The 15141-nt window shown below is 44.3% G+C and carries 11 protein-coding genes and 1 tRNA gene; 5 read left to right on the forward strand and 7 right to left on the reverse strand.

Annotated elements, in window-relative coordinates; translation table 11 throughout:
- Positions 1–28: 28 nt before the first annotated feature.
- Together BMZ72_RS20025 and BMZ72_RS20030 are read right to left on the reverse strand one after the other, a co-directional pair.
- Positions 29–3334, reverse strand: a complete 3306-nt coding sequence (locus BMZ72_RS20025) for a TonB-dependent receptor (RefSeq protein WP_089811463.1) — start codon at positions 3332–3334, stop codon at positions 29–31.
- Positions 3335–3714: 380 nt separating this feature from the next.
- Entirely contained in the window at positions 3715–5052 is a 1338-nt protein-coding gene (locus tag BMZ72_RS20030; RefSeq protein WP_089811465.1) for an amino acid permease, read from the reverse strand.
- A gap of 108 nt (positions 5053–5160) precedes the next feature.
- On the opposite strand from BMZ72_RS20030, the gene BMZ72_RS20035 reads away from it, so the two are divergent.
- Positions 5161–5234 (forward strand) — tRNA-Ala (locus BMZ72_RS20035).
- A gap of 122 nt (positions 5235–5356) precedes the next feature.
- Here BMZ72_RS20035 and BMZ72_RS20040 read toward each other — a convergent pair.
- Positions 5357–6301, reverse strand: coding sequence for an AraC family transcriptional regulator (locus BMZ72_RS20040; RefSeq protein WP_089811467.1), 945 nt, complete (start codon positions 6299–6301; stop codon positions 5357–5359).
- 159 nt (positions 6302–6460) lie between these two features.
- On the opposite strand from BMZ72_RS20040, the gene BMZ72_RS20045 reads away from it, so the two are divergent.
- Entirely contained in the window at positions 6461–7093 is a 633-nt protein-coding gene (locus BMZ72_RS20045; RefSeq protein ID WP_089811469.1) for an NAD(P)H-dependent oxidoreductase, read from the forward strand.
- A 102-nt stretch (positions 7094–7195) separates the two neighbouring features.
- Here BMZ72_RS20045 and BMZ72_RS20050 read toward each other — a convergent pair whose 3' ends face one another.
- Positions 7196–8782 carry a DHA2 family efflux MFS transporter permease subunit gene (locus BMZ72_RS20050; RefSeq protein ID WP_089811471.1) on the reverse strand — a complete coding sequence of 529 codons (1587 nt, stop codon included), beginning with the start codon at positions 8780–8782 and terminating at the stop codon, positions 7196–7198.
- Between the two features lie 1013 nt (positions 8783–9795).
- Here BMZ72_RS20050 and BMZ72_RS20060 point away from each other — a divergent pair.
- The 3 genes from BMZ72_RS20060 to BMZ72_RS20070 all read left to right on the forward strand — a co-directional run bounded on the left by BMZ72_RS20060 (position 9796) and on the right by BMZ72_RS20070 (position 12183).
- Entirely contained in the window at positions 9796–10530 is a 735-nt protein-coding gene (locus tag BMZ72_RS20060) for a helix-turn-helix domain-containing protein (protein WP_177222855.1), read from the forward strand.
- 82 nt (positions 10531–10612) lie between these two features.
- Positions 10613–10990, forward strand: a complete 378-nt coding sequence (locus BMZ72_RS20065) for a VOC family protein (protein ID WP_089811477.1) — start codon at positions 10613–10615, stop codon at positions 10988–10990.
- Positions 10991–11139: 149 nt separating this feature from the next.
- Positions 11140–12183, forward strand: a complete 1044-nt coding sequence (locus BMZ72_RS20070) for a DUF3667 domain-containing protein (protein ID WP_089811479.1) — start codon at positions 11140–11142, stop codon at positions 12181–12183.
- A gap of 120 nt (positions 12184–12303) precedes the next feature.
- On the opposite strand, the gene BMZ72_RS20075 is transcribed toward BMZ72_RS20070, so the two are convergent.
- The 3 genes from BMZ72_RS20075 to BMZ72_RS20085 all read right to left on the reverse strand — a co-directional run bounded on the left by BMZ72_RS20075 (position 12304) and on the right by BMZ72_RS20085 (position 15131).
- On the reverse strand, positions 12304–13308 hold the full coding sequence (locus BMZ72_RS20075) for a M57 family metalloprotease (RefSeq protein WP_218155267.1): 1005 nt from the start codon (positions 13306–13308) through the stop codon (positions 12304–12306).
- A 325-nt stretch (positions 13309–13633) separates the two neighbouring features.
- Positions 13634–14050: a response regulator gene (locus BMZ72_RS20080; RefSeq protein WP_089811483.1), complete on the reverse strand. Its 417-nt coding sequence runs from the start codon at positions 14048–14050 to the stop codon at positions 13634–13636.
- Positions 14034–15131 (reverse strand): sensor histidine kinase, encoded by a 1098-nt coding sequence (locus tag BMZ72_RS20085; RefSeq protein ID WP_089811485.1) that lies wholly within the window; start codon positions 15129–15131, stop codon positions 14034–14036. Before BMZ72_RS20085 ends, BMZ72_RS20080 begins: the two co-directional genes overlap by 17 nt.
- Positions 15132–15141 lie beyond the last annotated feature (10 nt).

Genomic DNA, 15141 nt, shown 5'->3' on the forward strand with positions numbered 1-15141 from the left:
CCTTTTTGTATAGGATAGAAAACAAGAGTTAGTTAAACAGGTATCTGATACCGAACTGCATCTGCCAGCGGGAAATGATCGCTGTATTGTTTGCAAAGCTGTTGGTCTGGTGTACCTGGTTGCCTGGATCTGCGTAAGGGAAGGAGAACAGTGGTGTAGTACCATCTGCCGCCAGACCTTCAAATTTCAGCGGGTTGGTTACTGTCGCTGCTTTTACGATACCCCAGTTTTTGTTTAGCAGGTTGCCCACGTTAATGATATCCAGGGATAAGCGCAGTGTGTGACGCGTCTTACCAGTCTTCATAGAGATATCTTCTGTAACGTTTACGTCAGCTTTCTTGAAGAATGGCAGTGTAACAGCGTTTGCTTTTGCAACCTCTCCACGGTGTGAAGACAGGTAACCGCTCTGGTTAATGAAGTTATTCAGCTGTGTCCAGGTCTGCGCTGCAGTTCTTGGGTCAGCAGCTGTACCGGTGGTAGAACCTGTGTGTGTGGTGGCATTGTAAGAACCAACGTTGATCAGGTTGATGTCTTTATCGTTTTTAGGGATGTACATCAGGTCATTGTTGAAGCCATCACCATTCAGGTCACCATTGTAGGTATAAGAAGTAACACCAGCAGGTGCTGCTTCATAGATCAGACCAAATGAGGTAGAGAAGTATTTAGCATAAGATACTTTGTAAGATGCCATTGCGATAATGCGGTTAGGCAGTCTGTAGGAAGCATACGCAAGGTTCTCACCGTTCGGATCTGTACTTACACCACGTGCACTCCACAGGGAAGAAGCGGTGCTACCTGTTTCAGCAGCATTGCGTGCATCACCATGTGTATAAGCAACGCTTACATACAGGTTTTTGTAAGTTTTCTGGATACGACCAGTAACGTTGTAAGAGTAACCCTTGTTAGTGTTGCTCATCAGGATCGCGTTACCGATGTTAGGATTATCCAGGCCGGTACCTGCATAATAATACTTGTTGCTGTTGGCAACAGATGTCAGGTAACGGTCTCTGTGATCGCCACCATTGCTAAGTGCAAACCCGTTTGTTTCATTCAGGTTGATGTTCTGGAAGTATACAGCGTTGATATCTTTTGAATAAGTACCTTCTACTGTGAATACCCAGTCACCTGGCAGTTTTTTATCAACCGCTATACTTGATTTCAGTACAGATGGATATTTGAAATTTTTGTCGGTCAGCGCTACTGCATAGTTTTTATTGGCAGACAGCTCAGCAGGAATATACTTGGTAGGATCTGCATCAAATGCTAAACCGCTTTTGGTGAAGGAACCCCACTGAACCCCGTTGTTGCTCGCCTGGTTGCTGATCCATACAAATGGAGGAGGACCAGAGAAGATACCTAAACCACCTCTAACCTGTAAGGATTTATCATCCAGGATGTTCCAGTTAAAGCCAATACGCGGAGAGATCAGCAGTGCATTGCCCGGAGCTTTTCCGATATCGTAGCTTTTGCCGTCTTTGAATTTGAGTGCGTTGAACTGTGGGTTGTCTTCGAAATCCTGTTTGTAGATAGTCATATCGAGACGCAGACCATAGGTCAGGGTGAACTTGTCAGAAGCTCTCCATTTGTCCTGTGCGAAGAAGCCTAATTCAGTTGAACCTGCATAAGCCCATGGGAAAGAACCATCAGGTAATGCAGAGTATTGCAGATAGTAGCTCTTTGCATTCAGGTCGCCGTTCTTTGCGCTGTTATAGAAATCGGTCAGGCTGGCGAACTGGTAAGCACCCTGGTAACCAGGAGCAAATGCGTTCTTATACTTCCTGTAATAGTCCTGTGTACCAACAGTGATCTCGTGCGCACCTTTGTAGAAGGTGAAGATATCAGAGATCTGGAATACGTCGGTATTCAGTACGTTATTGTAGGTGTAAGGCTCATAACCGAAAGTAGTGTAGATGTTACCGTTGTTCAGGATATCCACCAGCGGGAACGTGCTGGAGTTGGAGTGAGAAGAACGGAAATCGCGGAGTGCGGTATAACCAACCTGGAATTTATTGGAAGATGAATTACCAAAACGGCTGTTCAGTTCCGCAATAAAGATGTTGAAGTTGTTATTGATCACATAACCGCTACCATAGAATGGCATTGAGTTAAAACCTGGCTGACCACCTGTAACGCCTGCGGGTCTGCTGGTACTTGCAAACTGGTCAGAGAATGATTTCAGTCGGTTGTATTTCAGTGTCAGTGTATGGTTGCTATTGATGTTCCAGTCTACTTTCGCAGTGATCTTGTCACTGTTTGTTTTGAAAGAGTAACCGGAGTAAGCACCTGGATCATAGCCATAGTTAGTTTTCAGGAAATTAGCCAGGGCAGCCAGTGTATCAGCGTTTGCGTTGGAAACACCACCACCGTTGCTTGGTGCATTGCCAGCGCTGGAAGGTGTCCAGCTGGTAGCAGGCGTTGTCTGACGGGAAGACTCAGCGTTCACGAAGAAGAACACTTTGTTCTTAACGATGTAACCACCCAGTGACGCACCACGGATGTTGAAAGAGAGGTCAGTTTTAGGAACAACTGCGTTCTCTACTTTGTAACCCTGTGTGCCTTCATTTTTGAAGTAGGTGTAAACCGTTCCTCTGAAAGTGTTGGAACCGCTCTTTGTTACGGTGTTGACACCTGCGCCGGAGAATCCACCCTGACGTACGTCATAAGGCGCAACGTTCACCTGGATCTGATCGATCGCGTCCAGAGAGATCGGCTGTGCACCTGCCTGACCACCGAGTGTACCTGACAGACCGAAGGAGTTGTTGAAGTTCGCACCATCCACAGTAAAGTTGTTATACTGGTTGCTGCGACCACCAAAACTTTGTCCGCCGGCAGTGCTCACAGAAGTTGGTTCCAGTTTGGTGAAGTCCTGTGCTGACCTGTTAATGGTAGGCAGCTTTTCCAGCTGGTCACGACTGATGATCTCCTGTGCGCCTGTACGGCCGTTATTAAATGTTTTGTCCTGTTTACCTGATTTGATCACAACTTCACTCAGTTGTTTTGTGTCAGGTACGATGTTGAAGTCACCGGAATACTCCTGTCCCAGGGAGAGGGTAACGTTCTCGATCTTTTGATCTTTGTATCCGATGTAGGATACAGAAATGGTGTACGGTCCTCCGACGCGGACGTTTGGTACGTTATAACGTCCATCCTTACGGGTGGTCGTCATGTACTTTGTGCCGGTGGGATTGTGTAGTGCGATAACGACAGCTCCGGGAACCCCCGTTTGCCCATCTTTCACCTGCCCGTGGATCTCGGAGGTAGTCTCCTGGGCAAGTAGTAGCATAGGTAAGCTGATCAGCCCGAGGATGGCTGACAGGCATTTTTTTAATAGCATGTACTAATTGGATTTAAAGTTCGAAATACTCAAAAAAAACTCACATAACGGCAGTAGTTATGTTAACAAATTATTTAGATTTTGATTGACAGATTTACGATTACGATATGCTCCCTGAAGTGAATAAGCGCGGAAGATAAGTTGACCGGCAACGTTCCCGGAAAATAATCTGCCGGATCAGGAAGTCTGTCGCTGAAATGGGTGTTATTGGACGACGAATTTCTCGAAAACCACTCATTTCAGCAGTGAGTATACCTGTCTGTAATGTAGCAGGAGCAAGACTTTCGGGTGATTCGTTTTAAGTTGTTTTTAAGCCTTGTTTAAGCTGATTTTAAGGTCAGCTATTTGTGTGTGTTTCCGGTAACGGAGTCGGGTGTATTTTACAGATCGCTTTTGGCTGTATTTTCATTTTTTGCCTTCATCCAGAGGTATAACGGAATGCCTGTCATTTGTAAAAGGAATCCGTAAAAGATGGTTTTTTGTCCGGCGCTGGCAATTGCCCAGAATACATATCCAAAGGAAATAGTAAAGAGTAGTATACATTGTACCCATTCACTGCGTGTCAGTTGTTTACTCGTACGTAATACAAAGTAAGATGCTGTTGAAAACAGATAAGGTATTAATACAGAGAGAGTAGAGAGTAGTACAAGAAATTTAAACTGGTCTACCAGCCCCTTGTTGTAGTTCATGATCATAAATACAGAGATCAGTATGCTGCTGAAGAACATACCTACATAAGGCACACCTTTCTTATTCTCCCTGCCAAATATGCGCGGAAAAAGGTTGTCTTTTGCGATCGCGTAGGGCAACTGTCCCTGGATCAGGATCCATCCATTTAAAGCCCCAAATGCCGCAATAGCGACACCTGCGCTTACCAGGAAACGGGCGCCGGGTCCCCACATGATCACCGCGGCATCTGCAAAAGGCGTCAGACTGTTTTGTAACTGTGCGGGTGGAATGATACCCATTACACTTACTGTTCCCAGTACATATACAATTGTAACAATGATCAGCCCCAGCATCGTCGCACGGGGAATGGTCCGCTGTGGGTTGGCTACCTTATCTGCCGGTACTGTAGCTGACTCAATGCCCACAAAGGCAAACATGGTGAAGGTCACCGTCTGTGAAATGACTTCAAAAAGTGACATGTTGCTGTTATTGAAAGGAGGGAAGTTGTCGAACCGGATGAAGAACAATCCACAGAAAGCAACCGCGATCAGCGGTATCAGTTTGAGGATAGTCGTGATCAGCTGTACCCTGCCCGATACCCTTACGCCGGCATTGTTGATCCAGGTCAGCAGCCAGATAGAAGCCAGTCCGGTTGACGCCGCCGCCAGTGTACTGGTAGATAACAACGGTATAAAAGTACTCAGTGCGCTTACAAAGCCCACGGTAATCGCCGCATTCGCACAAGCCACCGCAATGTAATACCCCCAGGCAATAGAAAAGCCCATATAATCACCAAAGCCCCTCCGGGTATAAGCGTATGGTCCGCCGGTAACATTAGGAACGATCCGGCTCAGATTACTAAAGACCTTTACCAGGAAAAAACAGCCGATCGCAGAAATCACCCATCCCAGCAGACTGACGCTGCCAAAGGAAGATAAGGCGGCTGGCGCCAGGAATATACCAGCGCCGATCATGTTACCGACGATCAGAGAGGTGCTGGTTAATAACCCCAGTTTGTTCTTTTCTGTGTGAGCTGTTTTTTCGGGCATATAGAGTCGTATTGGCGGCAAAAATAGGTTTTGAGGCAGAAATTGGAATTATTATAGGGAATATTTGCTGATTTCAGGAAAAATTATACATTTGCACACCATTCAGCAGGGGAATTAGCTCAGTTGGCTAGAGCGCTTGCATGGCATGCAAGAGGTCACCGGTTCGACTCCGGTATTCTCCACAGATTAAAAATCAGGCTTTTAGATCAACATCTGAAAGCCTGATTTTTTTTAGCATCAACAGCCCCATTACTTCTTTTCATGATCATCAGGCACTCTTATCTGCAAGGTTATCTCTCTTCCATCAACCATTGCTGATGTACATCTCCGTTGTAACCTTTTTCCGGTAGTCAGCCGGAGTGATGCCTGTGTTGTTCTTGAAGAACTGGCTAAAGCCTGGTTGGGCCGTAAAGCCTATAGCAAAAGCGATATGTTCAAGTGTCCAGTCAGTTCGTTTCAGTAATATTTTGCTTTCTTCTAAAAGACGATTCCTGATATGCGCGCTCACAGTTTCGCCGGTATATTTCTTCGACAAAGCATTCAGATAATTAGGATGGATCGCTAATCGTGCTGCAAATTCATGTGCAGATTTTAGCTTAACGGGATTATCGTAGCTAAGCCCAGCAGTCTCATGCTCCAGTAGTTGGAAAAAATCGTATACATGTCTGAACTCGTTGCTAAGCGTAGTCGAATCGGGCTGGATACCGGAACGTGTGCCGGCAACAATAATAAGCTGTATATAAGCCTGTAATGTATCTCCCGACTGTGGCCCCGGAAGTGCAGCTTCCTTATGCATTTTATTGAATAATTCATTTACCTGTTCAACATCATCCGGCGGTAGTGATATTACGCTTTTCGAATTATCGTTAAACAATCTGTATTTATTCATAATAAACGATAACGCCGGATGATCGTCCAGGAAAGATTTCCTGAATAAACAAATATGGCCGGTCGATTCCTTACCCGTGTTTTCCCAGGAAATGATCTCATGAGGATTTACGAAAGCTATTGATGGCTGTTTGATCTTGTACTCATTGAGTCCAAGTGTAAATAAACCGGAGCCGGAGTTGAAGAAAATAATCTGGTAAAAGCTGCGCCTGTTGGGTTTTAAATTTTTAATACAGCTGTTGTTTTCCCGGTTATACACCTGAATGTCTCTTCCCTCATTATCGAACTCTCCGCTTACGAACATTTCATTGATGTCAGCAAGCTGAATAATTGAATTGTTGTGCGAATTTGAATGTGACATAATGTAAAGTTAATCAGTTCCTTATTTTGGTCCGTTACCAGACTGTCAAATTACGTGTGTTGTTTTCATCTTTGAAAATCGTATAAAGCCCTTTGATATGGCTATTTCAAACCATTGCTTCCGTTCGGAAATTTGTCTGGTAATTAATAACAACATGTTATGTTCATATTAGATAAATTTCATTGGCGGTATGCCACAAAGAAATTCGATCCTGCCAGACGTATTCCTGAACGTCAGCTGCATCTGTTAACAGAAGCCATTCGCTTAGCTCCTTCATCTTATGGGCTACAGCATTATCGCCTGCTGGTCATAACGGATGAAACGATACGTCAGCAACTCGCTTCAGCTGCCTGGAATCAGCCGCAGTTGCTGGAGGCTTCTCATGTATTGCTATTTGCTGCTGAAACGCGGATCGACGAGACCTTTGTGAAGGACAATATTGATCTGATGGCTACTACCCGTGGTGTGGAACGTGAGACCCTGGCCGGTTGGGAATCTATGATTATGGATGGGATCAGGCTGAGATCCCACGGTGAGGTGATGTTGAACTGGGCGCAAAAGCAAGCTTATATCGGTCTGGGCGTAGCAGTAAGTGTTGCCGCTGAGATGGGGATAGACAGTTGTCCGATGGAAGGATTTGATGTAAAGGAATTCGACAGGATCCTGCATCTTGGTGAGGAAAATCTGACAGCGACGGTACTGCTGCCAGTGGGGTACCGGGCTGCTGATGACATGTATGTTCAGCTCCCTAAAGTCAGAAGACCTGAAGCGCAGTTTTTAATTTACCATTGAGCTGAAATATGCAATGCGATTTGACATAATAACACACGCCTGTTTAGTATAGGCGTGTGTTATTATAAATGTTTATCAATGGAACAATATACTGAAACCCAATCAATGCCCTGCCGTTTCAACCAGATGCGTCTTCCGTTGCGACTCTTTTACAAAAATCAGCACCAAAGGCACGCTCACTAAAAACAAATAGCCTACCCATAAAAATACATCCATATAGGAAAGTAAGGTGGATTGTCGCTGCACTGTATTTTCTAAGACAGCATATGCATTTTGTTTGGCAGTTAAAAAGTCATATCCCCGTTGTTGAAAACGGGCAATCAGTTGCGACAGCCGCTGCTGCACGGTCGGATCATCTGCATTTAAATGGCTGATGAGTGTCACACGATGTTGTTGAGATTCCCGTGCGATAAAGGTCGAGATCAGCGCGACACCAAATGCGCCACCGAGTTGACGGAGCATACCGGTAAGCGCTGCGCCTTGTGCAATCTCTTTTCCTTCCAGTGTTGAAAGAGACATATTGGTTACCGGTACATACAGCAAACCTAGACCAAGTCCCCTGACGAATAACACCGCATATAAATTAGAACTTCCTGTTTGCAGGGTCAGCAAATGATAAGACCAGTACCCATAGATAAAAAAGGTGATCATGCCTGCAACGATCAGGTATTTGGAGGAAACACCACGCTGAATAAGCCGAGATACGATTACCACTACAACCGCCACAAACAGCGTTCCTGGCAGGAGTAATATGCCTGACTGGAAGGCGCTCCATCCTAGAAGGCTCTGAGTATATAAAGGAAGCACGAATGTCGTACCGAATAAGCCGAAACCTATTAAAAATGTAAGGATCGCTCCAATTCTTAAATTGGTATTTCTAAGTACACGTAATTCCACGACCGGATAACGGTAATTTAATTGCCGCCAGATGAAGCAGATAATACCAAATACGGCTGCCACGGTCAGTATGATAATGAGTTTGCTACTAAACCAGTCGTCTTCCTGGCCTTTTTCGAGTACATATTGCAGGGAGGATACACCAACGGTCAGCAATATAATACCCAGCCAGTCCACTTCGCTGGCGGGCCGTTTTTGTTCGTAACGCGGACTCCTGACATATTGAAGGGACAATACGGTTGCGATAATACCAATTGGCACATTGATGTAAAAGATCAGCGGCCATGAGTAATGATCTATTAGGTAGCCGCCCAGAGTTGGTCCGATGGTAGGTCCGATAATGAGGCCCAATGTATAGATACCCTGCGCAACGGCTCTTTTTTCAGATGGCCAGCTTTCAGCTATGATCGTTTGTGACGTTACCAGTAAGGCGCCGCCACCCAATCCCTGGATGAAACGGTATAGCATGATTTGCCAGATATTGGTCGCACTGCCGCATAAGACGGAACAAATGGTGAAAACGAGAATGGATACAGCGAAGTAATTCCGCCGTCCAAATTGCTGGGAAAGCCAGCTGGTCATAGGCACGATAATCACATTTGCCAGTGAATAAGCCGTGATGACCCATCCAATTTCGTTGACCGTCGCGCCTAAGTTTCCGCGAAGGTCATTGAGTGCTACATTGACGATGGTAGTATCGATCAGCTCAAGCATTGCGCACACCACTGCCACGACGGTAATGATGATCCGCCTGGATCCATATTCAATTAGTGAATTTTCAGTAGTTTCCATTGTAAGATATATAGTACTAAGGAGAGAACATTCCTTCACCGCCAGATGATATCAGTATCCGGCGGTAAGTAGCTTTGCATCAAAGGTCCGGGGAAATGCAGGGTTATTTTTTCACTTAAGTTAAATCCGGGGGTATTTTCATTGAAAAGAAATAGTAACCTTTGTTAGATAGATGCCGTTTAGATATTTATTATCCTACGTTAATCCTACGTTCAGGAACGTAAGATTAACGTAGGATAACAAATATCTAAACGGAAATTTTAGCCGGATGTAAGCCCCAAAATCAGTATTTCCCGCATACCTTTTCCCTGGTTTTTTTGTAAATTTGTAGTGTAATCAGTGGTTAATCCTGTTCCCTGGGTAAGTGTTCTTACCAGTTTCTTTTAAGCTTGTTTAACATCATTTGGTAGTGCAATATCTCAATGTGCATGGAGGGCGATTTGTGCTTTCTTGTGGCGGTGATATGTCGCTATGGGTTTGAGAAGGGCTATCGGGCTGACGCCCTCCGCCGGGATTGCTATTGGGCGTTGTCAGGCGTGGTTGGCTTTGGGGGATTATTAAACCTTTGTCAAGCGTATGAGGCCTGGCGAAGGGCTAAGGCCCGACAGCTCCTTCTCAAACCCGCCGCATCAATTGTGCGCTGTGGTGGATGAGGAGTGTTTGAAACTTACTGTGAGGCCTTGTTTAGCTGTATAGTTTGTGTGTATCAGGTATATTATTTAGACACTTATTATCTGATATATTATTGTTTGTCTCTTTGGTGTTTGGCTTGTGGACAGGGTATTGAGAGGAGATAAGCATATGTTCTTTGAAATATGGACTATCTAATTGACTATCATTAAATAATATGCAGCTTGGGGGACGGGGTGCTGATGCAGATTTGTGTCAGATCCGTATCAAGTCCACCTTTACTCCGGTATAAGTGGCAGACCAGTGTATTATAGATGGGGAAAAGCTATATTTGAGTATGGTTGTTGATGCATTCAATGAGTGTGCATCCTAAAACTGATCAAATGAGCTATCGTCAATTTAAACCTCATCCTGCGCTGGCTGATTACATCGATGCCTATTGGATCGTTGAAGGTCACCAGGCACAGTATATCCAATCAGGTATACTGCCGGATGGTTGTGTTGATCTGATACTTAATCTGAAGGATGATTACCGGTCAAAGAGTGGAGAATTGGCAATGGGGGCAGGGAAGGCGTATCTTGTAGGGACGATGACGACTTACAGGACGTCGTTTGTTAATCCGGATAATAAACTGGTTGGGATTCGTTTCAAACCTGCCGGTTTCTCTACATTTTATCGCTTTGCGGCGCTGAGCGAAATAACGGATGAGACTATCGAGTTTGAGGCAGCACTGTCCCCTGATCTGCATAAAACAGCACAACATTTTTTAGCTTATCTCAACCGCTTCTTTCTGGAGCGTTTGCAGCCGCCTAAACATAGTCTTGGCGAAATTATAAAAGACATTGAGCGCTCGAAAGGACAGGTTGCGATACCAGCGCTTGCTTCAAGAAATCATATTACAACACGGCAACTGGAAAGGAATTTCCAGCGTTACATTGGCGTCAGTCCGAAGGAGTTTACGAATATCGTACGCTTTCGTTTTGCGCTTTCGCAGATAAAGCACAACAAACAGGAAGAAAGCCTCCTGTCTATTGCATTGAACTGTGGTTACTATGATCATGCACATCTGACAAATGATATCAAAAAGTACACTGGTGTGGCTCCTACTGTGATCTGATTTTGTCGTTTTTTTACAAACAGGTTTGCTGTCGGCGGACTACCTTTACCTGCATAATTTATCATCTGTAAAAAATAAAAAGATGGCACAGAAAATACTGGGACTGAGAACGACCATATACAAAGTGGCGGACGTAAATCAGGCAAAAGAATGGTACACAAAAGCATTTGAAGTAGCTCCTTATTTTGATCAGCCCTTTCATGTAGGATTTGAAGTAGGCGGTTATGAGCTGGGCTTACAGCCTGAAGAGGCGCCGGTAAAAGAGAAGTCAGAAAATGTACTGACCTACTGGGGCGTAAATGATATCCACGCAGAATATAACAGATTCATTGCATTAGGGGCAACCGAACATGAAGCACCGACAGAAGTGGGAGATGGTATTGTGGTAGCTACTGTAAAAGATCCATGGGGAAATATTGTCGGACTGATCTATAATCCGCATTTCAAGATAAGCTCCTGATCGTATCACGATAAGAACAGTTCTTTTCTGTCTGTTACGTCATGGCGTCGGCGTTATGATTGTTGTGCTAAATGTAATATCTTTCCCAAAAGATCAAAGCGATCGCTGCTATTGTAGCCAAAATCTAAACGCCATTTTAAAACTTACCTATGTCACAACACCTGAGACATGAAAAGAACTGTCTTAACTGTGGAGCAACCGTAGAAGACAGGTATTGTAGTCACTGCGGACAGGAGAATATCGTTGTTAAAGAGTCTTTCGGACACCTTTTCAGACATTTCTTTGAAGACGTTACACATTACGATTCCAAGTTTTTCATCACCATAAAAGACCTGGCGTTTAAGCCGGGATTCCTTACGAAGGAATATCTTTCCGGCCGGAGGGCCAGTTATCTGCATCCCATCCGGATGTATGTATTCATTTCCTTTCTGTATTTCCTGGCCGCATTTACCTTTAAACATTCCAGTCATAAACTGGAATCAATAACGAAAGAAAGGACCGCAATGGCGGCAAAAAAAGAAGTGGCGGATAGTCTGCTTCAGATATCGCAGGAAACGGGCAATAAGACGCCTGTAGATAGCATTAAATCAGCAGCATTGGCAAGTGCTGTCAGCAGGTTGCAACTGGATACGATTCATGCGAAGGAGACTGAATTCAATGTGATCGGGAACATCGATTATAAACTCCTGAAAGAATATCATGAAACGCAGATGGCATTGCCAATAGAGAAAAGAGATAAGGGAATAAAACCATGGTTATATGGCCGCTGGTTTGCCAGTATTGAAGAGTACGGGGAAGCAGCGGTAGAGCTGCTGATTGAAAAGACGCAGCACGCGATCCCGAAACTGATGTTCCTGTTGCTGCCATTGTTTGCCTTGATCCTAAAACTGTTCTACGACAAAAAGAAATACTATTATGGAGATCACGCGATCTTTTCGCTGCATTTCCATTCCGCTGCGTTTCTCCTGTTTTTCGTCATCGCGGTATTGAATAAAGTAGTACCGGCATTTGCGAGTTTTCTCTCTTCGCTGGAACTGTTCGTGCTGATCGCATATATGACAATAGCATTGAGAAATGCTTATCAGCAATCCCTTTTTGTATCGCTGGTAAAAGCGATCGGATTGAGTGTTATCTATGGCCTCTTTATCGCAGCTGGTTTTGCGATCATCGCATTAAGTGCCCTGATAATGTAATAAGTAAGATCATAAACGCCGGTAATCGGGTCATACAAAAGGGTGTATCAAAATTACTTTGATACACCCTTTTTATCATTGTGTAGTAGTGCAACCTGTTTAATGAAATCGCGCTGTCAATCAGGGATTGGAAGGACAACCCTGCGCCGTTCTAACCGTTTTATAGGGGACTTCAGAACCATCACTCCATACATAGCTGTAAGAGCAAACATAACCCCTTGGTGCTTCTGTCACATTCGTCAATTCTATTTGTGCCGTTTCACAAACACCATTTATATATCTCTGATCTACACGGTCACAGGAACCATAAAGTGATTGCAGTGCAATGACGTCATTGGTATTGAATGAGCGGTTGAGTCCGAAAGATGTACAGGCCAGCATGAAGCTATTAGGGTCTTCTGATGTTGGGGTACCAGGAATGTGTACGGCGCCGATACCTGCTTCACCTTCATTTGGATTCGTACTGTAATTACAGCTGTAATTACGGTTGAAATAATCGGTGTGGCGGAATCCGATACAGTGACCTACTTCGTGTTGAATAACGGAAGCGAGGTACAGCATGTCAGGACTGCTGCCGTATGCCTGTGGATGTGTATTCAGTGTAACGGAGTTGTATGGATTACCACCAGATGGGAATCCGGAGCTACCCAAAAGAATGCTTCCATCAGGATTTGGCGCCTGATAGAAAGTCGTGATGCTGATGTTTGCACCACTGCTGACACGCTGGAAAGAGATTTTCAGTCCAAGTGCATTATAACGGGCAATCGCTTCATCAAGCGCAGTAGTGAACACAGTGGGTAATCCGGCCGCTACTGAAATGGAGATCACTCTTGGTGTGCCTGTTACCAGTGCATACGTGTGATATTGCTCGCTTTCAGCAATGCGGAGGATGGGGGAATTGGGTTTTGTATCCAGGTAATCATATCTCAGGAAGATATCGCCTTCCACGATATAACCGCTGTCTACATCCTGTACATTGTAAGTGCTAAAACCAGCACGGGCGATCTTGTCAAGATCATCAGAGGGAATTGAAGATGTGGGTGTGATCTTGTTTTCCTGTTTACAGTTTGTCAGGAAGCAGCCTAATAACAGGAGGCATGCAAGGGCCATTCGAATGGGTTTCATCGATTTAGATTTTAAATGAGGAAATGTGAGTTAACAGTCGGTATGTTGGGAATACCAGGCTGAGAGTTTTGAAAATAAGGTGCTCAATATAACGAGGCGAATAAACAGATGATGGGCTTAAACGCTGGCATAAGGAGACTGACGATGCACTACTACTTTTATACGGTTGACAAATTAATGGCTATTGTTGCTTCTATTCAAATATAACGAAAATTCCGGCAGGATTTTGAAGGAAATATATGACTGGAATCAGAATACCCTGTACGTGTGTACAGGGTATTTATATAGCAGCTTTTTTTAGTCTGTAGAGTTGTTGTGGTTGGGCTTACTGATCTCTGAATATATCCATGATCGCATTTTTCAACTCACTTGCCAGCAATGGTTTCTTCAGCAGTTTGAACACCATCGGATTGGCATATGTACGGCTGAGGTCACCATAATCAAGCGAAGAGGAAACCATGATCACATGACACTGTGACTTGATCTTGGCAGGATAACTATAAAATGCTTCCAGGAATTCAAAGCCATCCATCTCCGGCATCTGTATGTCAAGCAGCAATACAGTAGGAGGGATGCGTGGCAGAGAAATATTGGAAGACAGGAATTCGAGCGCCTTGTTTGCGTTGTTAAAAGCAAGCACAGTCCTGCTGATCTGTTGCAGGGTTATTAAACGTTCATGCAGCAGCAGATCCACTTCATTGTCGTCGATCAGTATAACACGTAAATCAGGAATCGAAATCATTTCTGTTGGGAATGCTTATTTCAAATAGGGTACCTTCTCCATACTTTGACTCAACGTTAATAGTACCGCCAATTTTATTCAGCGCTTCTTTCACGATATACAATCCAATACCACTGCCTGGCTTGTTGTTGTTTTTGGAGCGGAAGAACATTTTGAAAATGTTGTTCAGATGTTCGCTCAGTATACCGATGCCATTGTCTTCAATGGACAGGGTTGCTTTATGCGGTTCTACTTTTACGGACAGATTCACCTGCGGATGACTTTCGTCCGGTTTCTGGTATTTCACCGCATTAGAGATCAGGTTATTCAGAATAACACTGATACGGAAAGTATCGCCTTTGAAATCTACCGGCTGATCCACATTTACTTCGAACTGTATCGCGTTATTCTGGTGACGGAAGGACGCAATACACTCGTGGATCAGGTTTTCGAAGTTGATCTTCTCATACTCTACATCCAGTCGGGAATTACGGTAGTATTCAATGATCTTCTGGATAAATCCGTCCAGTTTCAGGATACATACCTCGATCATATTGAGATAGCCATTCGGATCGGTTACCGAATTATCCAGTCTGCTCAGATTGATAATACCCAGTACGGACATCAGTGGCGAGCGAAGGTCATGGGAGGTGGAATAGATAAAGCGGTTTAATTCGTCGTTGATCTTTTCCAGCTCAAGGATCTTTTCTTTCAGCTGACGGCGTGTATTGTAAATTTCAAAAGCGTTGTTGATCGTACGGTGTAGTTCTATCTCATCCCATGGTTTTTTGATATAGGAGAAGATATGACCTTTGTTGATGGCGTCTATGATGTCTTCCACATCTGTATAACCTGTCAGGAGAATACGCATAGGATCCGGCAGGGTATCCTTTATTTCATTAAAGAATTCAACCCCTGTCGATACCGGCATCTTCTGGTCCGCTATGATAATATGGACGTCAATGCTTTTAAGTAGTTGTTTGCCTTCCTGGGCGGAATTGGCAGTGTAAATTTCATAACTTCTGCGGAATCCGGCTTTAAAAGCATTGAGGTTATGAATTTCATCATCAATGTACAAAATCCTGATACGGTTGTCTTTCATCCATTTTGGT

The organism is Chitinophaga sp. YR627 (genome assembly GCF_900114995.1).
GTDB lineage: Bacteria > Bacteroidota > Bacteroidia > Chitinophagales > Chitinophagaceae > Chitinophaga.